Below are 20,244 nucleotides of genomic sequence, written 5' to 3'. Positions count from 1 at the left end.
AAGGATATCAACCTTGATATTGAGCGCGGCGAGTTCGTCAGTTTCATCGGCCCATCGGGCTGTGGCAAGACCACTTTCCTGCGCTGCATCGCGGCGCTGGAAACCCCCACGGGTGGCACGCTGAGCGTCAATGGCATGAGCGCCGAGGAGGCCCGTAAGGAGCGATCTTACGGCTATGTATTTCAGGCAGCGGGTTTGTATCCGTGGCGCACAATTGCAGGAAATGTGCGCCTGCCGCTGGAAATCATGGGGTTTTCCAAGGCCGAGCAGGTCGAACGTGTTGAAAAAGTGCTATCGTTGGTCGATCTTGACGGCTTTGGCAAGAAGTTCCCGTGGCAGCTGTCGGGCGGGATGCAGCAACGCGCCAGCATTGCGCGCGCGCTGGCCTTTGACGCCGATATCTTGCTGATGGACGAACCCTTTGGCGCGCTCGATGAGATCGTGCGTGACAAGCTGAATGAAGAGCTGCTCAAGCTGTGGGAGCGTACGCAAAAAACCATCGGTTTCGTGACCCATTCGATCCCCGAGGCGGTCTATCTGAGCACCAAGATCGTGGTGATGTCGCCCCGTCCGGGCCAAATCTACGAGGTGATCGACAGCCCGCTGCCCCGCTCCGCGCGTCCGCTGGATATTCGCGACAGCGAGGAATTCCTGCAAGTCGCGCATCGGGTGCGCGAAGGGCTGCGCGCGGGGCATGCTTATGATGAGTGATGCGATCATCCAACAGGTCGGGCAGGGGGCGCGCGCATGAAGTCGATTGCCCCCATCCTCACCGTTCTCGCCGCGATTGTGCTGCTTTGGTATGCTGGCTCGGTCGCGCTAAACGCGAAATGGACCTATGACCAAGCCGCGCGGGCGGGCGAGAGCGTGACGGTCTCGCAGCTTCTGAGCGATACGATGCACCAGAAACGCCCCGTTTTGCCCGCGCCCCATCAGGTGGCGCAAGGGCTCTGGCAGGGGCTTGCAGGTCAAGCCATCACCTCCAAGCGCAGCCTTGTCTATCATGGCTGGATCACGCTTTCAGCGACGCTTTTGGGCTTTGCGCTGGGCACTGGGCTGGGGATCGTGCTGGCGGTGGGGATCACCCATAGCCGCGCGATGGATCTGTCGGTGATGCCTTGGGCGATTGCCAGCCAGACCGTGCCGATCCTTGCGATTGCGCCGATGGTGATCGTGGTGCTGGCGAGCCTTGGCGTGACCGGGTTGCTGCCCAAAGCGCTGATCGCGGCGTATCTCAGCTTTTTCCCGGTGTTGGTAGGCATGGTGAAGGGCTTGCGCGCGCCTGACAGCATGCAGCTGGATCTGCTCAAGACCTATAATGCCAGTCAGGGCGAGACGTTGCGCAAGCTGCGGATGCCCTCGTCGATGCCCTATCTGTTTGCCTCGCTCAAAGTGGGGGTGGCCGCGAGCCTTGTGGGCACCATCGTGGCCGAATTGCCTGCGGGTGCCACCCGAGGTCTTGGCGCGCGGCTGCTTTCGGGCAGCTATTACGGGCAGACGGTGCAAATCTGGTCGGCGCTGTTTACAGCCGCCGCGCTGGCAGCAATTCTGGTCGGGATCGTGGGCGTGATCGAGCGGATCACCCTTAAACGGATGGGGATGGCGTAATGGGTTGGGCGATTTTCGCGATACTCTTCTGGCTGTGCGCTTGGGGTGCCAATGCGTGGATGGCGCGGCGCTATGGACATCAGCGCTGGGCGCAATTTGCCATTCCGGCGCTGTTCGGGATCACGGTGTTGCTGGTCTGGGAAGGTCTGGTTTTGGGCCTTGGTATCAGCCCGGTGATCTTGCCCGCGCCCAGCCAGATCGCGCAGACTTTCGCGCAATCGGGCCCGATCCTGCGCGAGGATTTCGTGCAGACGATCTTGAAGGGGGCGCTGTCTGGCTATGTGATGGGCTGCGGCGCGGCGATCGTGGTGGCGGTGTTGATTGATCGCTCGCCCTATTTGCAGCGCGGGCTTTTGCCGATTGGCAATTTCGTGGCCGCTTTGCCGATCGTGGGGGTCGCGCCGATCCTTGTCATGTGGTTCGGGTTTGACTGGCAGTCCAAGGCCGCCGTTGTCGTGGTAATGGTGTTCTTCCCGGTGCTGGTGAACATGGTCGCGGGGCTTGCCGCGACCGATCATTTGCAACGCGATTTGATGGCGACCTATTCGGCCAGCTACTGGCAAGGGTTGATCAAACTGCGCCTGCCTGCGGCAATGCCGTTTTTGTTCAACGGCCTCAAGATCGCGACGACGCTGGCGCTGATCGGGGCGATTGTTGCTGAATTTTTCGGCAGTCCAACCCGCGGGATGGGCTTTCGGATATCGACCGCCGTGGGGCAGCTTGATTTGCCGCTCGTCTGGTCGGAGATTACCGTTGCGGCCCTCGCGGGCTCGGGCTTTTATGGGGTGGTGGCGCTTCTCGAAAAGCTGGTGACGTTCTGGCACCCGTCGCAACGGGCCCGAGCTTAGGCAGCGCGCCTGAGAAATATAAAAATCCCGGGCAAAGATCCGGGGCCAACAGTGGAGAGAGACGATGAAAAAACTGATCGCGGGGGTAAGTGCAAGCCTAGTCATGGCAAGCGCGGCCTGGGCCAATGAAGATGTAACACTGCAGCTCAAATGGGTCACGCAGGCGCAGTTCGCGGGCTATTATGTGGCTCAGGACAAAGGATTTTACAGCGATGCGGGCCTTGATGTCACGATCAAGCCGGGCGGCCCTGATATCGGCCCCGAGCAGGTGATCGCAGGCGGTGGTGCCGATGTCATCGTCGACTGGATGCCGGCCGCACTCGCGGCGCGCGAAAAGGGTCTGGCGCTGGTCAATATCGCCCAGCCTTATAAGAAATCGGGCATGATGCTGACCTGTCTGAAGGAAAGCGGCATCAAGACTCCCGCCGATTTCCCCGGCCATACTTTGGGCGTGTGGTTCTTTGGAAATGAATACCCGTTCCTAAGCTGGATGTCGCATTTGGGCATCCCGACCGATGGCGGAGACAAGGGTGTGACGGTGCTCAAACAGGGCTTCAACGTCGATCCGCTGCTGCAAAAGCAGGCGGCTTGCATTTCGACCATGACCTATAACGAGTATCTTCAGGTGCTCGAAGCGGGGATTAAACCCGACCAGCTGGTGACCTTCAAATACGAAGATGAAGGCGTGGCGACGCTTGAAGACGGTCTTTACGTGATGGAAGACAAGCTCAAGGACCCGGCCTTCGTAGAGAAAATGGCGAAATTCGTAAAAGCCTCGATGGAGGGCTGGAAATACGCCGAAGAGCATCCCGAGGAAGCCGCGAAAATCGTGCTGGATAACGACGAAACCGGCGCGCAGACCATCGAGCATCAGGAAGGCATGATGAAAGAGGTCGCCAAGCTGACCGAAGGTACTGACGGCGTGCTCGACCCGGCCGATTATGAGCGCACGGTCAAAGTGTTGCTGGAGGGCGGTTCGGATCCGGTTATCACCAAGCAACCCGAAGGCGCGTGGACCCATGCGGTCACCGATGCGGCCGGTTTGAAATAAGCTCGGGCCACGCTTTTGCTCGGCAATGACAGCCCTCCGGAGCGATCCGGGGGGCTTTTTGCTGCGGGTTTGAACGGGTTGTTAAGGCCTTGGTGCTTTGATGGGATGTGAAGGGCTTAGGAAGGCAGGGCTATGGCAGATTCTGCACGGTTTGGGCGGCACCACAGTCTTGGGCTGCGCAATGGTGTATATGCGCTGATCGGGTCATTGGTGTTGGTGGCGCTGTTCTGGATGACGTGGAAAAGCCAATTCGCAGCGCCCGCAGGCTATGTTTTCGAAACCCCCACCCAAGCGATTGAGGCAGGCTATTGTCTCACGGTGGTGCGTCAGGTCGCCCCCGGTGGCAGCTTTGGCGGCTATCTGGATGAGGCGCGCGGCTTCTGGTTGCAGCGCTTGCGCGATTTCGGCGGTGATCTGGCGGGCAATATTGCGCAAAGCGAGGCTTTGTTGGGCCGTCATCTCGCGGCGTTTCCGGGGCCGGACCGGGTGTGGTTGATGGATGCGATGGATGCCTGTTCTAATCGGGCCCTGATCTATGGCGTGCGCTTTCGCGCCTTTGAGTGACGCGCGTTCACGCCTTGGGAACGTGACGTGAGACGTGGGGTAACCTCCCCGGAACGTGTCGAAATCTGTTGATCGAGATCAAAGCATGGCTCATCATAATGAACTATGCGGTTCACTTAAAGGGCATGGACGGTCCAGCCCGATTGACAGGAGACAGATCATGCAAAAAACCTTCACAAACAAACCGGTTCTGGCGCTGCTTGCCGCTGTCGCACTTAGCGCGCTGGCCGGTTGTGCCGACATGCAAGGCAAGATGAGCAACGATGAGCAAAGCGCTGCGAACGTGCCCAATATGCGCGCCACGATCGAAAACCCGATGTAATGGCGAATGCTGTAAACGCTTTGTAAAATGCTTTGTATCTCCTGCGTCTAGCTGTAAATCTGGGCGCAGGAGGCACGATGGCCAAATCAGCACTGACCGGCACGCGAATTCGCGAACGCCGCACATCTTTGGGTCTGAAGCAGGCAGATTTGGCGCGCGCTGCGGGCATTTCCGCAGCCTATCTCAATCTCATCGAACACAACCGCCGCCGCGTGAGCGACGCTTTGATAGAGCGTATCTCACGTGCGATGGGCGTTGACCCGCTGGCGCTTTCGGAGGGGGCTGACAACGCGCTTTTCGATGGTCTGCGCGAGGCGGTTGCCGCCGTTGAGGCCGAGGGCGCTGGCCCGTTTTCCGCCCCCGATCTGGAGCGGATCGAAGAATTCGTGGGCCGCTTTCCCGGCTGGGCGGGGCTATTGGCATCGCGGCAAACGCGACTCAGCAGCCTCGAGCGCGTGTTGGAAGGCTATGCCGAACGCATGGCGCAAGACCCGTTTCTGGCGACCTCGCTGCATGAGGTGCTCTCGGCGCTGACCGGGTTGCGCTCCAGCGCCGCGATCTTGGTGGAAACTGAGGATATCGAACCCAAATGGCAGGCGCGTTTTCTGGCCACAATTCAGTCGGAAAGCCTGCGCCTTTCAAGCGCGGCCGAGGCGTTGGTCGGATATCTCGATGAGATGGAAGAATCCGAGACCAGCCTGTCGTCTCCCCAAGAACAGCTTGAGGCGTGGCTTGAGGCGCGCGATTGGCATTTCCCCGAAATCGAGGCGGGCGCCAAGGATCTGGCAGCGCTGATTTCGGGCGTTCCGGAACTGGCTTCGTCTGCGGCGCGCAGCTTGGCGCTGGCGCATCTCGAGCGGGTGGCGCGGGATGCTCGGGCCTTGCCGTTGGATCAGATTACGCGCGGTTTGGCCGAATTGGGGGCCGATCCCGGCGCGCTGGCGCAGGCTTTCGGGGTCAGTATCGGCGTGGTGCTGCGCCGGCTTGCGACCTTGCCCCCCGGACTGGCGGGGCTGGCACCACTGGGTTTGGTGATGTGCGATGGCTCTGGCAGCTTGACCTTTCGCCGCGCCGCGCCGGGGTTTGCGCTGCCACGCTTTGGGGGGGCCTGTCCGCTTTGGCCGCTTTATGAGGCGCTGTCTCAGCCGATGCATCCGATCCGCGCGCTGGTGGATGTTGCAGGCCGCGTGCCGCAGCGCTTCGTCACCTACGCGATCTGCGAAACCCGCGCAGTTGGCTTTGACGGGCCGGTGTTGCGCGAGGCGATGATGCTGATCTTGCCCGCCCCGGATGACACTATAGCTGCGCCTGCGCGCGCCATTGGTGCGTCCTGTCGGATCTGTCCGCGCGCGCAGTGCCCGGGGCGGCGCGAACCTTCGATCGTGGCGCTGGGCTAATCGCTTGCTTCAGGCAGGCGGGCACGGCACTCTTGGGTCACTCTATTTATGGAGCCTTGCGATGTCCTCCCAGCCCCCCCGCGTCAGCCTTTGGGCTGTCGAAGTCTTTACCGCCACCGCCGAGGAAGGCGCGATCACGGCTGCCGCGCGCCGGTTGGGTGTGTCGGCCCCGACCGTCAGCCAGCAGCTTGCGGCGCTGGAAACGGCGCTGGGCGCGGAATTGGTGGATCGCTCGGCGCGTCCTTTTGCGTTGACGGTTGCCGGGCGCGGGTTTCTGCCCCATGCCGAGGCGATGCTGGATGCGCTGGCACGCGGGCGCGCCGGGGTGTCGCTGGCCGATCCTGCCGGGCTGACCAGCTTTCGATTGGGCATGATCGAGGATTTCGAATCCGAGGTGACGCCGCTGTTGTTGGCGGGCATGGCCAGTGACCTTCGCCAATGCCGCTTTGAGCTGGAAACCGGGCCAAGCCATCGGTTGCTGGCCAAGCTGGAGGCGCGAGGGCTGGATGTGGCGGTCGCCGCCCAACCCGAAGGCCCGCCGCCCGATGCAACCGAGATACACGCGCTGCTGCACGAGCCTTTTATCGCGGTGCACCCGGTGGCTGGGGGGGCGGATTTGCCGCTGATCCATTATTCGCAGCGCACCTTGATGGGGCGCCAGATCGCGGCGCATTTGCAGCGTGAGGGCGTGGGGGGCGGGCATCGCCTTGAACTTGATAGCTATCCGGCGATCTTGGCACTGGTTGCTGCGGGGCAGGGCTGGACGATCCTGACGCCCTCGGCAGTGCGCCACGCGCGCCGCTCGGGGTTGGTGCTGAAACCGCTGCCCGGTGCCCCACTGTCGCGCCGCATCACTTTGACGGCGCGCGACGGGGTTTTGGGCGACTGGCCCAGCGAGGTCGCCGCTAGGCTGCGCACGCTTTTGGCGCAGCGCGTGGTTGCGCCGGCATTGCTAGAGGCTCCTTGGTTGGAGGGGGCTTTGCGCATCGAGCCGGGCTGAATGCGCAGCGCCGTGTCAGCCCACGTTCAACCCCAATGCGTTCAGTACCGCGCCCAAGCTCTCACGCGGTAGCATCAATAGCGCCGATCCCTCTACGCTCAGCTCGACCGCGCCTAGCGCCTCGTTCGAGGTGCCAACCCGGCTGTCGGGCGCAAAGGTGATCCCGTCGAGCGGCCAGCGCAGCCCCGTCGAGCGCGCCGTTACCGGGCCAAATGGAAACAATGAGACCCGCGTGCCCGGGGCCAGATCCAGCGCAATCTGGGGGGGGCAGCGGATGATCACCTCGGCCTCGGCCAGCATCACCACGATTTGCGTGCTGCGGATCACATCGCTCATCGCGGCCAAAGTATGATCCAGCCGCAACCCCGTGAATGCGAGCGCCAAAACGAAGGGCGCCTCGATCATGCGCAGGCATTTGGCGAAATCCGTGCTATCTTGTTCGTTGATGAGGTGCACGCGCCCCCCCAACAGGGCGCGATTCGTCTGAGACAGGCTGTCGAGATCGCCGATCACCGCCTCGGGACGCAATCCCAGCGCAAGCGCGTGATCGCCCCCGCCATCCGCCGCCACTAGGCAGGGGGCGATTGTCAACGCTTCGTCAACATCTTGCGGTTTTACTGCGCCTGCGCCGAGGAGTGTTACGCCGCAGGGTGAGTTTACAATCGGGTGGAACATGGCATGATTGATGACGAATATGGCACGCGAACACAATCAAGACCTATAAAATTCCTTTTAAATGCCCTGTTTCGTTCACGGGAAAGCACCAGTTTGGGCGGATGGTGGCGACAATGAGGTCCAAATGAAAGCGAGTGGTCCATGATTGGTTCAAACAAGATCCTGACCGTCTCCTACGGTACTTTTTCGTGTACCCTCGAAGGGTTCGACGACACCTTCAACACGATGAAGGCGATTGCGGAATACTTCCGTGATCTTGCCGCAGAAGATCGGTATTTCGGAGCAGAACCTCCGCAACCCGACGCAGAAATGCTGCATCGGATTGCGGAACGCGAGATCAATCGTCGAGTTGACGCGAAAATCCATAAAAACGGCGTTATTTTGCGTCAGCATGACGATGTGGGCGAGGCCGAGAATCCGGCCGCTGAACCGGTCGCGCCCCAGCAAGACGAGACGCCTAAGCCGGACCATGCAGCCCCGCTTGCGCTGGTAGCGACCCCGACAGAGGTGCGCGAACCCGAGGGGGAGATTGCGCTTGATCCCGCCCCCGAACAGACTGCCACCCCCGAGGTTTCGCCTGCACCCAAAGGCGCGCCCGACGCTCCACTGGCTGAACCCGAATCGGTGGCCGCGAAATTGCAGCGTATCCGTGCCGCCGTGGCGCGTGCCCGCAGCGCTGGCCCGGACGCCTATGATGAAGACGAGCATGCCGATGTGATGCCTCAGGCGTTGCTGGCGGATGCCGATATTGAACCGGTCGCCGACTCCGAAGATTTCGGCTTTGCGCTGGATATTTCGGGCCCGCTTGGTGCGGATGAAATTGATGTTGATGAGGCGCTGGATGCCTCGCTAGACGCTGCCCCGGCTTCGGCTGAGCCTGCCGAGGTAGTACTCGAAGACAATGTCACCGCAGCCCTTGCCGAGGCGCTTCAGCCCGAGCAGGACATGCAAGCGGACGCTGAAATCTCGAACGCAGAGGTGGCAAACGTCGAAGCGGAGGAGGCTGTCGATGCCTCTGCTGCGGCTGAGTTCGAAGATAACGCAGACGCGGATGACATCGCCGGTAAGGACGATGCAGAAGATACCACCTCGCTCGACGCAGGTGAGGCGGATGAAGAAGCCCTTCGCCGCCGTGCCGCGCGCCGTTCGCGCCGCGCCGCCAAACGGGCGCGCCGCATGCAGGCCCTGCAAGCAGCGGCCGCTGCGCAAGTCGCGACGCAGTTCGACGTAGCGGATCAAGACGCCGCGTCTGATCTGTCGGCCCCCGAGGCGGAGGCGATCGAGGACGCAGCGCAAGCGGAAGACGCCGCGCCGATCGAAGCAGCGATGTCGCCTGACGACGGGGCGCAAGACACTGTTGAGACCGTGCAAGACGCGCAGGACGATCTGGCGCAGGATGATGTGGCTGGTGACGAGGCGCTCGAAGTGCCCCCAGTCGAAGGTGAGACGCGTGATACGGATACAGCCCAAGACGACGTGGCAGACAGTGCGCCCGCTTCGATGATCCAGCGCGTGCGCGCCCGCGTCATCAAGGTGCGCCGCCCAGATCACAACGCCGCCCCGGTCATCACCCAAGAGCTGAGCGACGCGCCCGAAGCCGACAATGAAGTTTCGCAGGCCGAGGAGGCGCTGGCCGCGGCTCAACATAAGGATGTTGCGCAGGAGGACGATCTGGCTGCACGCATTGCCGCCGAGCTGGGTGAAGACAACGCCCCGCTTGCACAGACCGAATCCCCTGCCGAGGACACGCCGAAAGGGGCGCTCTCTGAAGAAGAAGAGGCCGATCTGCTGCGTGAACTGGCGATGCTTGACGCCGATGACGAGGGTGAAGACATTTTTGAACAGTTCGCCCTGGAACAAGGTCGCGAAGACGCTGTCGCCGAGGCTGAGAACGTTGAGGCCGAGGCTGAACCGGTCGCGTTTGACGAAGATGCTGAGTTTGAGGCCGAACTGAACGCGATCCAAGAGGCCCCCGAAGAGGCCAGCGAGCCGCAGGTCGAGACAGCCGAATTGGAAACGGCCGAGGTCGACACGGATGAGCCAGACGTGGCTGGCACGCAAGATGCGGAGCTGGACGCGCAAGATGCAGACGATGAGTCGGTCGAAACGGAAGAAGCGGAGTTTGACGCGAAAGAACGCGCCCAAGACGAGCCTGCCGAAGCTGAGTCTGCAGAGACCGAAGAGACCGAAGAGACAGAGGCCCCCGTCATTCAGGCAGCCTTCGACACGCGCGAGGATGAAACCGCGCGCTTGATGCAAGAGGCCGACAAACAGTCCAAGGTCGTGGAAACGCGCCGTCGCTTTTCGGCCATCGCGCATCTCAAGGCCGCCGTGGCCGCGACTGTTGCTGACCGTATCTCAAAGGGTCAAGACACGGCCCGCAGAAGCATTGAGGATGAGCACGCGATCGAGCCCTATCGCGAGGATCTGACGCAGGCCGTGCGCCCGCGCCGTCCGGTGAGCAGTGGTAATGAGCGCATCGCGCGCCGCCCCGATGCGCTGCGCCCGGCACCGCTGGTTCTGGTGTCAGAACAGCGCGTCGATGTTGGCGAGGCCGAGGTGGAAGAGGAAGTCGCCGGGGCACGTACGCCCACGACCCATGTGATCCGCCCGCGCCGCATTTCGAGCGCGCAACTGGCAGAGGCACTGGATGACGAGGTCGAAACGATGGCCCCCAATCAGGCCACGAGCTTTGCCGAATTTGCCGAAACCCTTGGCACGCAGGGCCTGTCGGATCTCCTTGAAGCGGCTGCGGCCTATACCTCGGCTGTCGAGGGGCGCCCGCATTTCTCGCCGCCGCAAATCATGCGCAAGCTGACCGCGATGAGCGAGACCGCCGAAGTGCCGCGCGAAGAGCGGATGCGGGTCTTTGGGCGCCTGCTGCGTCAGGGAAAAATCGCCAAGGTTAAGCGCGGCCAATATGCGATCACCACCGCATCGCGCTATTATGACGAAGCAAAAATGGCGTCTGGCCAATAAGTTAGGCCATCACGCGGGGACGTTAAGGTTACTGATAAAACGGGCGGTCCTGAGGGGGCGCCCGTTTTCTGTTTCGGGTCAGGCGCGGCGGAAAATCTGACGCGCCGCCTCGCCCAAAATCACCCCACCCGCAGCCCCGATGATGCCAGCCGCCACGCGGTTGAGGCGCACGAGTGCTGCGGGTCGTGTCATCATTGCGCGCGCGCGATTCGCCAAAACAGCATAGGGTGAGAGAACGGCGAACAAGATCAGCACCGTCAGGATCGAAAGCGCGGCCCATTGCGTTGCACTCACCCGGCCCAGATCAAGCACGCTTGGCAACAGTGCCAGATAGAACACGACGGTTTTGGGATTGCTCAGCGTGATCGCATACCCGGCTGCGAAAGCGCGAAACCCGGTGCGCTCGCGCGTGCTTTGCACCTTGGCCAAGCCTGCGCGGCTCGTCCAGAAACTGTAGGCGATATAAAGCAGATATAGCCCCGAAAGGCATTTGATCACGATGAAGACGCCCGCAAACAGCTTGGCAATCGCGGCCAGTCCGGCCACGGCCACGGCGAGATAGGTGACATCGCCCAAGGCAAGCCCGGCCAAAAATGCAAACGCGCTGCGCAAATTGCTGCCCAGAGACTGGCCCACCAATGCCGCAACACCGGGGCCGGGGATGGCGGCGGCAATCGCAAGGGCTGCGCTATAGGTCAAAAGCGGGGCGAGCATGTCCATTGGGGCCTCATCACAGGATTTGCCGTGATTTTGGGCTGGACCAAAGCGACGCGCAAGCGCTCTTACTGCGGCGCGTCGGGGTCGTCCTTGCCAACACCGCGAAAGATCGGCTTGAGCGGCACAACCCAGATCACACCAAGCACGATATAGACCAGCACCGAGCCCCACCACGGCATCATACCCCAGCGCGCCTCGGCCCAGTTCACGATGCTGACCGCCACGATGATATAGGCGGGCAGCCCGATCACGAGGGCCAGCATCGAGAGGCGACGGCGGACCTTATAGCTTAGCGCCATCCGATCAATCCGCGAACGGATCGGTAACGAGGATCGTGTCGTCGCGCTCGGGGCTGGTAGAGAGCATGGCAACCGGGCAGTCGATCAGCTCTTCGATCCGGCGGACATATTTGATCGCGGCGGCGGGAAGATCGGCCCAGCTGCGCGCGCCCTCGGTCGAGGCATTCCAGCCCTCGATTTCCTCATAAATCGGAGTGCAGCGCGCCTGCTGATCGGCCGCCGTGGGTAGATAATCCAGCTGCTTGCCGTCGAGATCGTAGCCGACGCAGATTTTCAGCGTCTCGAACCCGTCCAGCACGTCCAGCTTGGTCAGCGCAATGCCCGACACGCCCGAGACCGCGCAGGTCTGGCGCACCAGCGCCGCGTCAAACCAGCCGCAACGCCGTTTGCGCCCGGTGACGGTGCCGAACTCGCGCCCCCGCTCGCCCAACCGTTGACCGTCTGCATCATCAAGCTCGGTGGGGAAGGGGCCCTCGCCGACGCGGGTGGTGTAGGCTTTGACGATGCCAAGGACGAAATCGATCGCCCCCGGACCCATGCCGGTGCCCGCAGCCGCCTGACCGGCCACCACGTTTGAGGAGGTCACGAACGGATAGGTGCCAAAGTCGATATCGAGCAACGAGCCCTGCGCACCCTCAAACAAGATGCGCTTGCCGGCCTTGCGGTTCTCGGCCAGCACCTTCCAGACGGGGGCGGCGTATTGCAGGATTTCCGGCGCGATTTCCTTGAGTTGCGCGATCAGCGCGTCGCGATCCACGGGCGCAATGCCCAGACCTTTGCGTAGCGGGTCATGGTGCTGCAACGCCCGGTCGACACGTGCGATCAGCGTCGCCTCATCGGCCAAATCAGCCACGCGCACCGAGCGCCGCCCGACTTTATCCTCATAGGCCGGACCAATGCCGCGCCCGGTCGTGCCGATTTTGGTGCCTTTGGAAGACGCCTCTTCACGCGCGCGGTCCAATTCACCATGGATCGGTAGAATCAGCGGCGTGTTTTCTGCGATCATCAGCGTTTCGGGATTGATCGTCACACCTTGTTCGCGAATTTTCGCAATCTCTGTGACCAGGTGCCAGGGATCCAGCACCACGCCATTGCCGATTACCGATAGCTTGCCGCCGCGCACCACGCCCGAGGGCAGCGCGTTCAGCTTATAGACCTTGCCGTCGATCACGAGCGTATGGCCCGCGTTATGACCGCCCTGAAAGCGCGCGATAATATCGGCACGCTCGCTCAGCCAGTCCACGATCTTGCCTTTCCCCTCGTCACCCCATTGGGCGCCGACGACGACGACATTGGCCATTGCTCTCTCCTTGGCAGGTATGAAACCGCGCGAGATATAGCGGCTGGCGGAACATAGCGAAAGCCCGGTTTTGCGATTTGCTGTGATGCGGGTAAGCCCGACAACTGGTATTTGTGTCGCCGGATCGCTCTGCTCTGCCCTCGGTGGCGGTGCTCGCGATGGGTTTTGCGCTGCCGATTGGGAAAAACCGGCAACTCGGCCTTGCGACTTTTGGCTCTTGCGCCTAGATAGGCGCGTCGAACTAGGAAGGCCCGGACCCGTTCAATGGAAAACGTCGTTCTCTCAATCCATCTGATCCTCGCACTGCTGCTGATTGGCGTAGTGCTGCTGCAACGCTCTGAGGGCGGTGGGCTTGGCATGGGCAGTTCCAGTTCCGGCGGTGTCGGCGGTGTCATGACGGGTCGTCAGGCCGCCAATGCGCTGACCCGGCTGACCTGGCTGCTGGCCGTGGGGTTCCTTGCGACCTCGGTGACGCTGACAGTGCTGGCCGCGCAGAAGGCCAAGGACGAATCGGTGCTTGATCGCCCCACGACTGAGCAGACCGCGCCTGCAAGTGACGCAACTGCCCCTGCGGCGCCCGTTAATCCGGCTTCGGATGCAGGCTCTCTTGGGGTTGTGATGCCGCCTGCGCCGAGCGGTTCAGCGGCCTCCACGGGCGGCACGTCGGGGGAAAGCACAACCGATGGTGCGACCGGCCCGGTGACGCCGCCGCCTGCAAACTAACCGTCTTTGCGCCACTACCTCTTGGGGGGTGGCAAGATATAAGCCCAATACTTTGCGGTCCGGTTGCGGGCGGGTCGCGAATCGTGTAAGCATTGCCCCCCGTGATCCTGTGCCCTTTCGGGCCGGGAAGCAGCTTTGAATTTTGCAGATCACGGGGGTCTCCATGGCACGATATGTCTTCATCACCGGCGGCGTTGTTTCGTCGCTCGGCAAGGGGTTGGCATCGGCCGCTTTGGGGGCACTGCTGCAGGCACGCGGGTTCTCAGTGCGCCTGCGCAAACTCGATCCCTATCTCAACGTCGATCCCGGCACGATGAGCCCGTTCGAGCATGGCGAAGTTTTCGTCACCGATGACGGGGCCGAGACCGATCTGGACCTGGGCCATTACGAGCGCTTTACCGGCGTGAGTGCGCGCAATACCGATTCCGTGTCCTCGGGGCGGATCTATTCCAACGTGCTCGAAAAAGAGCGGCGCGGTGAATATCTGGGCAAGACGATTCAGGTGATTCCGCATGTCACCAACGAAATCAAAGACTTCCTTGATGTCGGCGATGATGAGGTCGATTTCATGCTTTGTGAGATCGGCGGCACGGTCGGTGATATCGAAGGCTTGCCCTTCTTCGAGGCGATCCGCCAGTTTTCCCAAGATCGCCCGCGCGGCCAGTGCATTTTCATGCACCTGACCTTGCTGCCCTATCTTGCGGCTTCGGGTGAGCTGAAAACCAAGCCGACGCAGCACTCGGTCAAGGAATTGCGCTCGATCGGTTTGCAGCCCGATGTGCTGGTGTGCCGGTCCGAGCATCCGATTCCGGAAAAGGAACGCGCCAAGATCGCGCTGTTCTGTAATGTTCGCCCCGATTCCGTCATTCCGGCCTATGATCTGAAATCGATCTACGAGGCCCCGCTGGCCTATCACCGCATGGGGCTGGATCAGGCGGTGCTGGATGCGTTTGGCATCTCGCCCGCACCCAAGCCCGACCTGACGCGTTGGGAAGACGTGATGGACCGTCTCAACAATGCCGAGGGCGAAGTCCGCGTGGCGATCGTGGGCAAATATGTCCAGCTTGAGGATGCGTATAAATCCATCGCCGAAGCGCTGACCCATGGCGGCATGGCCAACCGGGTGCGCGTCAAAGCCGAGTGGATCGACGCCGAGATTTTTGAGACCGAAGACCCCGCGCCCTATCTGGAAAATTACCACGCAATTCTGGTCCCCGGCGGCTTTGGCGAACGCGGCACCGAAGGCAAGATCCGCGCCGCGCAATTTGCCCGTGAAAAGGGCGTGCCTTACCTTGGGATTTGCCTTGGTATGCAGATGGCGGTGATCGAAGCCGCTCGCAATCTGGCGGGCGTTGCCGATGCAGGCTCTGAGGAGTTTGACCACGAGGCGGGGAAAAAGCGTTTTACGCCAGTGGTTTATCACCTCAAGGAATGGGTGCAGGGCAACCACCGGGTCGAACGCAAGCTTGATGACGACAAGGGCGGCACGATGCGGCTGGGCGCTTATTCGGCCGTCTTGCAAGCGGGTTCAAAAGTGGCCGAGGTTTATGGCACGACCGATATCGAAGAGCGCCATCGCCACCGTTACGAAGTCGATATCAAGTATCGCGAACCGCTCGAAGCCTGCGGATTGGAATTCTCCGGCATGTCGCCCGATGGTCGTCTGCCCGAGATTGTCGAGCACAAGGATCACCCGTGGTTCATCGGCGTGCAATTCCACCCCGAGCTGAAATCCAAACCCTTCGCGCCCCACCCGCTGTTTGCCGGGTTCATCAAGGCGGCGCTGGATCAAAGCCGTCTGGTGTAACGCATTTCTCGGCCTGATGGCCGTGCCAAGAAGGCCCCAACTCTCGCGCGGTTCTGCGCGAAAATTGGGGCCCTGAAGACGCTGAGTGTCTTTGCTGTTCTAAGTCAGATTGCCTTAGCCGCGATGCACCAGAGTGGCAAAGATTTGCGGATCAAGGCTGGCTTGCGCAAAGGTTTCGCCCTCGGTCAGCACCGCGATAGCGTCATGGCTGTGCAGGCTTTCCTGATGGCTGGCGAGAATGCGGAAATCACCGATCCGTGGCTCTGCCAATAGCTGTTGGGCAAACGAGCGCACCGCGTCCTCGACAAAGATCGGATTGGCGGCATTCAATTCGGCAAAGGCTTGTTCGTCTTCGCGTTTCACCATGACCTGGGTTTCGGTGGGGACGGCCGCGCGCGCCAGATCGATCAGGTCTTCGAACCACAGACATTTACCCGGCTCGACCACCGCCGAAATCCGCGCAACCGAGCGCTGCGAATGCGGCGTGGCAAGCTGGCCGCGCGTTGTGCGCGCATGTTCGGACAGTTCCAGCGAGCAGGGGCAGGTTGAGGAATAAACGTAATCGAGATGGATCACCTTGGTGCGCACACCGCCCATCTCGGTCAGCTCCAGTGCGATGTCATAATACTGCCAGCCCTCTAGCCCCGAGCGCAGCGACGGGCGCTTGACCGGGAACGAGAACCGCATCATCAGTCGCGCGTCAAAGCTGTCGAGATCGTCCATATAATCGTTTAGCGCGGCTTCCATCACCTCGAAGGAGAAACTCTTTTCGGCATGGCTGTAAAAGCTGCGCATCACGCGGCTCATATTGATGCCCTTCTTTTCCGCCTCAAGGCTGACCGTGCCCGTGACCGAGGTCTCAAGCGTCAGATCGCCATTGTCGCGGGTGCGAAATCGCACCGGCAGACGGAAATTGGAGATGCCGACATGCTCGATCCGGGTCTTGGCCCCCACGATCAACGAGGACGGCCCGTTTTGCAAATCGGGCAGGGTCGCTTTATAGACGGCATCGGCTATAAAATCGGGGTCAAACTGACGGCTGAGATCGGGATAGTTTGCCACGGCATGGCCCGGCAGCAGGCGCGAGATCGCCGGGTCTAGCCGCGCCACCTCTACCGGATCCGCCTGCGCGGCCCAACTGCGCAGCGTCTCAAGCGCGGCTTTGGCCTCCAGCTGATCAGGAGTGTCGATCTTGCCCTGCACGTTCATATCCTATCCTCCGGCTGACCCGGTCCCGCTTGATATGGGGAGTTCGGGGGGAATGTCCAAGAGAATACGCCCTAGATCGCCGGATGGATCACCCCTTAAACCGCATCAAGTGCACCACGGATATCTGCCACGAGATCGCGCCCATCCTCGATTCCAAGCGAAATGCGCACCAAGCCCGGCGTGATATTGATCGCCGCGCGTTCTTCCTCGCTAAGGTTTTTATGCGTCGTCGTGGCTGGGTGGGTCGCGATGGATTTCGCATCGCCCAGATTGTTGGACAGCAACACGATCTCAAGTGCGTTGAGAAAGCGGAACGCCGCCGCTTTGCCCCCCGCCAGATCGAGCGCGATCATCGTGCCGCCCGATCCCATCTGATCCATCGCCAGCGCGTGCTGGGGGTGCTCGATCAGGCCGGGATAAATCGTGCGCGCTAACGCCTTGTGCCCGGCCACTGCGGTCGCCACCGCTGCCGCATTGACCGCCTGCGCGCGCACCCGCAGATCAAGCGTCTGCAAGCCCGATAGCAACAACCAAGCATGAAACGGGCTCATCGCGCCGCCGGTATGTTTGACATAGGTTTCCAGCGGGCCGCGGATGAAGTCCTGCGTTCCCAGCACCACGCCACCCAGCACCCGCCCACTGCCATCGATATGCTTGGTCGCGGAATAGACGATGATATCGGCGCCTAAGCTGACCGCGTTGGAAAACACGGGCGAGGCAAAGACGTTGTCCACAACCACCACCGCGCCCCCCGCATGGGCGATTTGCGCGACGCCTGCGATGTCAATTACTTCAAGGCCGGGGTTGGACACGCTCTCGAAAAAGCAAATCTTCGTTTCGGGGCGCATCGCCGCGCGCCACGCGTCCAGCTGTGTGCCATCGACCAGCGTGACCGCGACGCCAAAGCGCTCCAACACCTTGAGAACATGCAGGCACGAGCCAAACATCTGGCGCGCCGCGACGATATGGTCGCCCGCCTTTACCAGCGCGCTCAGCGCGCCGTTGATCGCAGCCATGCCCGAGGCGCAGGCAAAGGCGTCTTGTGTGCCCTCGATCTCGGCCATGCGATCTTCAAACATCCGCGTGGTCGGGTTGCCATAGCGCGCATAGATGAACTCATCCTTGCTCTGATCGAGAAAGCGCGCCTCGGCGGCCTCGGCTGAGGGGTAAACAAACCCTTGGGTGAGAAACATCGCCTCGGCCATTTCGCCATATTGGCTGCGGCGAATGCCTGCGTGAACGAGCTTTGTGCGGAATTTGCGATCGGTCATGGCTCTCTCCTGCGACGGTTGGTCGCGTCAACGCTGCGATAGCGCCCTCAATCCGCGGGGTCAACGCTTTGGACCGGCCAGATCACACCGATTGCACAGGTTAACGGGCGATTTCGCCGCAGCGACACGCGGAACCACAGCGCCAGATGCCGCGTTGCGATCTAACAAAACCGCAATATAAGCCCGGACAGAACCAGATGCCGCTGTTTAACATCAACGCTGAAGGCGCCCCGCCCGCCGACCTGATTGCGCAGGCAAATGCGCTGCCCGAGGGCGCGCCGATCATCGTGATGGTGCATGGCTACGGGTTCTCGCCCAGCGATCCCAAACGCGACCCACACTCCCATATCTTTGCGCTTGAGCCCAGCTTTGACCTGCACACCGCCACCAGCTGGCCGCGTGCGCTTGGCTTTGGCGGGCAAAACCCGGGCGAGGGGCTCGCGATCGGCTTTGGCTGGGAATCGACGGGGCGGCTGGCGCGCATCTATGACATGGCCGAGATCGCAGCCCAGCGTCTGGCGCGTCTGATCACGCAACTCAGCGAGGTTTCGGACCGACCCGTCGGGCTGATCGGGCATTCGATGGGCTGCCATGTCGGGTTGCGCGCGCTGCGCTATCTTCATGCGGGACGCGTCTCGCGCATGGTGCTGCTCGCAGCAGCGGAATTTCAAAGCCGCGCCGAAGAGGCAATGGCCAGCCCCGCCGGGCGCGCCTGCGAGGTGCTCAATGTCACCACGCGCGAAAACGATCTATTCGATTTCCTGATGGAATTGGGAGTGGGACGCGGGCGCGAACGCTGCATTGGCAACGGGCTCAGCCGCCCTTTGCGCAACTGGGTGGATCTGCAAATCGACGCCCCCGACGTGATCGCGACTTTGGCCGATATCGGTTATCCCGTGGCGCTGTCGGATCGGCGCGTGTGCCATTTCTCGTGCTACATGCGCGACGGGCTGTTTGATTTGTATCGCGCCGTTCTGCGCGCGCCCGAGCGCCTGCCGCTACCGTATCTCGCCCAAGCCCTGCCGCAGGTACAAGCGCCCCGCTGGTCGCGCCTGTTTGCGCGCCAACGCACAGCCCTTGCGCCCTTGCCTTTGGCGGGTCACAGAGCAGATTAAGTCACAGACACAATCTGCGAAAGCGAGCTCCATGATCGACCTTTACTATTGGCCCACCCCCAATGGCTGGAAAATCTCTATCGCGCTGGAAGAGATGGGGCTGCCTTACGAGACCCATCTGATCAATATTGGCGCGGGCGATCAGTTCAAGCCCGAGTTTCTCAAGATCTCGCCCAATAACCGGATGCCTGCGATCATCGACCGCGAGGGGCCAGATGGCGCGCCGATCTCGATCTTCGAATCCGGCGCGATCCTGCAATATCTCGCGCGCAAAACAGGGCAGTTCTACGGTGAGACTGTGCGCGAGCAGATCGCGGTCGAGGAATGGCTGTTCTGGCAGGTCGGCGGGCTGGGCCCGATGGCGGGGCAGGCGCACCATTTCTTGAAATACGCCCCCAATCTCGAACCCCCGCAAGACCTGCCCTATGCCAAGGATCGCTACCGCACCGAGACGGGGCGCCTTTACGGCGTGATGGATCGCCGTCTCGCCGAAAACCGCTACCTAGCGGGCGATTTCTATTCGATTGCGGATATGGCGGCTTGGGGCTGGGCCTCGCTGTGGGAGGGTCAGCAGCAAACGCTTGATGACAAGCCAAACCTGAAACGCTGGCTCGATGAGCTGAGCGCGCGTCCAGCGGTGCAGGTCGGTCGTGCCTTGGCGGCGGACAATCGGGGCGACAATAGCAGCCGTGACGCCCAGAAAGTGCTGTTCAAACGCTGAACGCTGCGGCGCGTCCCTATTCCGGGGGCGCGCCGTCTTCTTCCGGTTTCTCGATGCCGTAGCGCTCAAACAGTTTGGCTTGCGCCATGATGAAACCGATCAGGATGATCGGCAGCCCGAAGGTTTTGAAATCAACCCAGATGCTGTCGGACATCGTGCGCCAGACGATTTCATTGGCCACCGCCAGCGCCAGAAACAACCCAACGAAGCGGCGGGTCAGGATCATCCAGCCCTCGTGCTGCATCGGCAGGGCCTCTTCCATGACAAGCTGCAACCACGCTTTGCCGCGCAGCAAACCCGCGCCCAAGATGCCCGCAAACAGCAGGTAGATGATCGTGGGTTTCATCTTGAAGAAGGTCGGATCATTGAGCCAGACCGATAGCCCACCAAAGATCAGAACCAGCACCAACGTTGCAATCTGCATCGCCGATAGCTTGCCCGTGAGGCGCCACAAGATCAGCGTCGAGACCGCGATCAGGGGCACGAACAGCGCGGTGGCGAGGATGAAGCCAGAATAATCCCGGCCCAAAATTTCGTAATGGCCGTCCTTCAAGCGATTGAACGCGAAGAAGAAAATCACCAACGGCCCCCAATCAAGCGCGCCCTTCACCCATGGGGAAATCTTTTTGCCTGCCATC

At 61.5% G+C, this 20,244-nt stretch carries 20 protein-coding genes; 13 read left to right on the top strand and 7 right to left on the bottom strand.

Going from position 1 to position 20,244, the window contains the following annotated elements; all coding sequences use genetic code 11:
* From QZ571_RS06860 to QZ571_RS06825, 8 genes are all read left to right on the top strand, one after another.
* Window positions 1-711 (top strand): ABC transporter ATP-binding protein (locus QZ571_RS06860; RefSeq protein WP_295532972.1); only part of this gene is annotated, 711 nt, incomplete at its 5' end.
* Between the two features lie 36 nt (window positions 712-747).
* Window positions 748-1,608, top strand: a complete 861-nt coding sequence (locus QZ571_RS06855) for an ABC transporter permease (RefSeq protein WP_295532971.1) — start codon at window positions 748-750, stop codon at window positions 1,606-1,608.
* Entirely contained in the window at window positions 1,608-2,456 is an 849-nt protein-coding gene (locus tag QZ571_RS06850) for an ABC transporter permease (RefSeq protein ID WP_295532970.1), read from the top strand. The genes QZ571_RS06855 and QZ571_RS06850 overlap by 1 nt, the downstream gene beginning before the upstream one ends.
* A 64-nt stretch (window positions 2,457-2,520) precedes the next feature.
* The gene (locus QZ571_RS06845) at window positions 2,521-3,507 is read left to right on the top strand and encodes an ABC transporter substrate-binding protein (protein WP_295532969.1); all 987 of its coding nucleotides are present in this window, start codon (window positions 2,521-2,523) and stop codon (window positions 3,505-3,507) included.
* A 132-nt stretch (window positions 3,508-3,639) separates the two neighbouring features.
* A complete protein-coding gene (locus QZ571_RS06840; protein ID WP_295532968.1) occupies window positions 3,640-4,071 on the top strand; it encodes a hypothetical protein in 432 nt (143 codons plus the stop codon).
* A 160-nt stretch (window positions 4,072-4,231) separates the two neighbouring features.
* Window positions 4,232-4,393 carry a hypothetical protein gene (locus QZ571_RS06835; protein ID WP_295532967.1) on the top strand — a complete coding sequence of 54 codons (162 nt, stop codon included), beginning with the start codon at window positions 4,232-4,234 and terminating at the stop codon, window positions 4,391-4,393.
* A gap of 77 nt (window positions 4,394-4,470) precedes the next feature.
* Window positions 4,471-5,790: a helix-turn-helix transcriptional regulator gene (locus QZ571_RS06830; RefSeq protein ID WP_295532966.1), complete on the top strand. Its 1,320-nt coding sequence runs from the start codon at window positions 4,471-4,473 to the stop codon at window positions 5,788-5,790.
* 61 nt (window positions 5,791-5,851) lie between these two features.
* A complete protein-coding gene (locus tag QZ571_RS06825; protein ID WP_295532965.1) occupies window positions 5,852-6,790 on the top strand; it encodes a LysR family transcriptional regulator in 939 nt (312 codons plus the stop codon).
* A gap of 15 nt (window positions 6,791-6,805) precedes the next feature.
* On the opposite strand, the gene QZ571_RS06820 is transcribed toward QZ571_RS06825, so the two are convergent.
* Window positions 6,806-7,465: a thiamine diphosphokinase gene (locus QZ571_RS06820; RefSeq protein WP_295532964.1), complete on the bottom strand. Its 660-nt coding sequence runs from the start codon at window positions 7,463-7,465 to the stop codon at window positions 6,806-6,808.
* Between the two features lie 141 nt (window positions 7,466-7,606).
* On the opposite strand from QZ571_RS06820, the gene QZ571_RS06815 reads away from it, so the two are divergent.
* Window positions 7,607-10,444, top strand: a complete 2,838-nt coding sequence (locus QZ571_RS06815) for a hypothetical protein (protein ID WP_295532963.1) — start codon at window positions 7,607-7,609, stop codon at window positions 10,442-10,444.
* Window positions 10,445-10,522: 78 nt separating this feature from the next.
* Here the strand turns inward: QZ571_RS06815 and QZ571_RS06810 are convergent, their stop codons facing one another.
* From QZ571_RS06810 to QZ571_RS06800, 3 genes are all read right to left on the bottom strand, one after another.
* A complete protein-coding gene (locus tag QZ571_RS06810) occupies window positions 10,523-11,164 on the bottom strand; it encodes a LysE family translocator (protein ID WP_295532962.1) in 642 nt (213 codons plus the stop codon).
* Between the two features lie 62 nt (window positions 11,165-11,226).
* Window positions 11,227-11,460, bottom strand: a complete 234-nt coding sequence (locus QZ571_RS06805; RefSeq protein WP_295532961.1) for a DUF2842 domain-containing protein — start codon at window positions 11,458-11,460, stop codon at window positions 11,227-11,229.
* A 4-nt stretch (window positions 11,461-11,464) separates the two neighbouring features.
* Window positions 11,465-12,760, bottom strand: a complete 1,296-nt coding sequence (locus QZ571_RS06800) for an adenylosuccinate synthase (RefSeq protein WP_295532960.1) — start codon at window positions 12,758-12,760, stop codon at window positions 11,465-11,467.
* Window positions 12,761-13,024: 264 nt separating this feature from the next.
* Here QZ571_RS06800 and secG point away from each other — a divergent pair, with 264 nt between their 5' ends.
* Both secG and QZ571_RS06790 read left to right on the top strand, forming a co-directional pair.
* On the top strand, window positions 13,025-13,483 hold the full coding sequence (gene secG, locus QZ571_RS06795) for a preprotein translocase subunit SecG (RefSeq protein WP_295532959.1): 459 nt from the start codon (window positions 13,025-13,027) through the stop codon (window positions 13,481-13,483).
* Window positions 13,484-13,646: 163 nt separating this feature from the next.
* Window positions 13,647-15,290 carry a CTP synthase gene (locus QZ571_RS06790; RefSeq protein ID WP_295532958.1) on the top strand — a complete coding sequence of 548 codons (1,644 nt, stop codon included), beginning with the start codon at window positions 13,647-13,649 and terminating at the stop codon, window positions 15,288-15,290.
* Between the two features lie 114 nt (window positions 15,291-15,404).
* Here QZ571_RS06790 and folE2 read toward each other — a convergent pair whose 3' ends face one another.
* Both folE2 and QZ571_RS06780 read right to left on the bottom strand, forming a co-directional pair.
* Window positions 15,405-16,499 (bottom strand): GTP cyclohydrolase FolE2, encoded by a 1,095-nt coding sequence (gene folE2, locus QZ571_RS06785; RefSeq protein ID WP_295532957.1) that lies wholly within the window; start codon window positions 16,497-16,499, stop codon window positions 15,405-15,407.
* 95 nt (window positions 16,500-16,594) lie between these two features.
* A complete protein-coding gene (locus tag QZ571_RS06780) occupies window positions 16,595-17,770 on the bottom strand; it encodes an aminotransferase class V-fold PLP-dependent enzyme (protein ID WP_295532956.1) in 1,176 nt (391 codons plus the stop codon).
* 197 nt (window positions 17,771-17,967) lie between these two features.
* On the opposite strand from QZ571_RS06780, the gene QZ571_RS06775 reads away from it, so the two are divergent.
* Complete coding sequence (locus QZ571_RS06775; RefSeq protein ID WP_295532955.1) at window positions 17,968-18,885, top strand: alpha/beta fold hydrolase; 918 nt, start codon at window positions 17,968-17,970, stop codon at window positions 18,883-18,885.
* A 31-nt stretch (window positions 18,886-18,916) separates the two neighbouring features.
* Complete coding sequence (locus tag QZ571_RS06770) at window positions 18,917-19,606, top strand: glutathione S-transferase N-terminal domain-containing protein (RefSeq protein WP_295532954.1); 690 nt, start codon at window positions 18,917-18,919, stop codon at window positions 19,604-19,606.
* Between the two features lie 16 nt (window positions 19,607-19,622).
* Here the strand turns inward: QZ571_RS06770 and QZ571_RS06765 are convergent, their stop codons facing one another.
* Window positions 19,623-20,243 carry an inner membrane-spanning protein YciB gene (locus QZ571_RS06765; RefSeq protein WP_295532953.1) on the bottom strand — a complete coding sequence of 207 codons (621 nt, stop codon included), beginning with the start codon at window positions 20,241-20,243 and terminating at the stop codon, window positions 19,623-19,625.
* Between the last annotated feature and the right edge of the window lies 1 nt (window position 20,244).

Source organism: uncultured Thioclava sp. (assembly GCF_913064665.1).
Lineage (GTDB): Bacteria > Pseudomonadota > Alphaproteobacteria > Rhodobacterales > Rhodobacteraceae > Thioclava > Thioclava arctica.
The sequence above is the reverse complement of the archived record's forward strand: the minus strand, read 5'-3'. Positions and strand labels throughout refer to the sequence as shown.

Coding starts and splice junctions, on each gene's coding strand:
- QZ571_RS06855 (WP_295532971.1), top strand. CDS start 748: ATGAAGTCGATTGCCCCCATCCTCACCGTTCTCGCCGCGATTGTGCTG.
- QZ571_RS06850 (WP_295532970.1), top strand. CDS start 1,608: ATGGGTTGGGCGATTTTCGCGATACTCTTCTGGCTGTGCGCTTGGGGT.
- QZ571_RS06845 (WP_295532969.1), top strand. CDS start 2,521: ATGAAAAAACTGATCGCGGGGGTAAGTGCAAGCCTAGTCATGGCAAGC.
- QZ571_RS06840 (WP_295532968.1), top strand. CDS start 3,640: ATGGCAGATTCTGCACGGTTTGGGCGGCACCACAGTCTTGGGCTGCGC.
- QZ571_RS06835 (WP_295532967.1), top strand. CDS start 4,232: ATGCAAAAAACCTTCACAAACAAACCGGTTCTGGCGCTGCTTGCCGCT.
- QZ571_RS06830 (WP_295532966.1), top strand. CDS start 4,471: ATGGCCAAATCAGCACTGACCGGCACGCGAATTCGCGAACGCCGCACA.
- QZ571_RS06825 (WP_295532965.1), top strand. CDS start 5,852: ATGTCCTCCCAGCCCCCCCGCGTCAGCCTTTGGGCTGTCGAAGTCTTT.
- QZ571_RS06820 (WP_295532964.1), bottom strand. CDS start 7,465: ATGTTCCACCCGATTGTAAACTCACCCTGCGGCGTAACACTCCTCGGC.
- QZ571_RS06815 (WP_295532963.1), top strand. CDS start 7,607: ATGATTGGTTCAAACAAGATCCTGACCGTCTCCTACGGTACTTTTTCG.
- QZ571_RS06810 (WP_295532962.1), bottom strand. CDS start 11,164: ATGGACATGCTCGCCCCGCTTTTGACCTATAGCGCAGCCCTTGCGATT.
- QZ571_RS06805 (WP_295532961.1), bottom strand. CDS start 11,460: ATGGCGCTAAGCTATAAGGTCCGCCGTCGCCTCTCGATGCTGGCCCTC.
- QZ571_RS06800 (WP_295532960.1), bottom strand. CDS start 12,760: ATGGCCAATGTCGTCGTCGTCGGCGCCCAATGGGGTGACGAGGGGAAA.
- secG (WP_295532959.1), top strand. CDS start 13,025: ATGGAAAACGTCGTTCTCTCAATCCATCTGATCCTCGCACTGCTGCTG.
- QZ571_RS06790 (WP_295532958.1), top strand. CDS start 13,647: ATGGCACGATATGTCTTCATCACCGGCGGCGTTGTTTCGTCGCTCGGC.
- folE2 (WP_295532957.1), bottom strand. CDS start 16,499: ATGAACGTGCAGGGCAAGATCGACACTCCTGATCAGCTGGAGGCCAAA.
- QZ571_RS06780 (WP_295532956.1), bottom strand. CDS start 17,770: ATGACCGATCGCAAATTCCGCACAAAGCTCGTTCACGCAGGCATTCGC.
- QZ571_RS06775 (WP_295532955.1), top strand. CDS start 17,968: ATGCCGCTGTTTAACATCAACGCTGAAGGCGCCCCGCCCGCCGACCTG.
- QZ571_RS06770 (WP_295532954.1), top strand. CDS start 18,917: ATGATCGACCTTTACTATTGGCCCACCCCCAATGGCTGGAAAATCTCT.
- QZ571_RS06765 (WP_295532953.1), bottom strand. CDS start 20,243: ATGGCAGGCAAAAAGATTTCCCCATGGGTGAAGGGCGCGCTTGATTGG.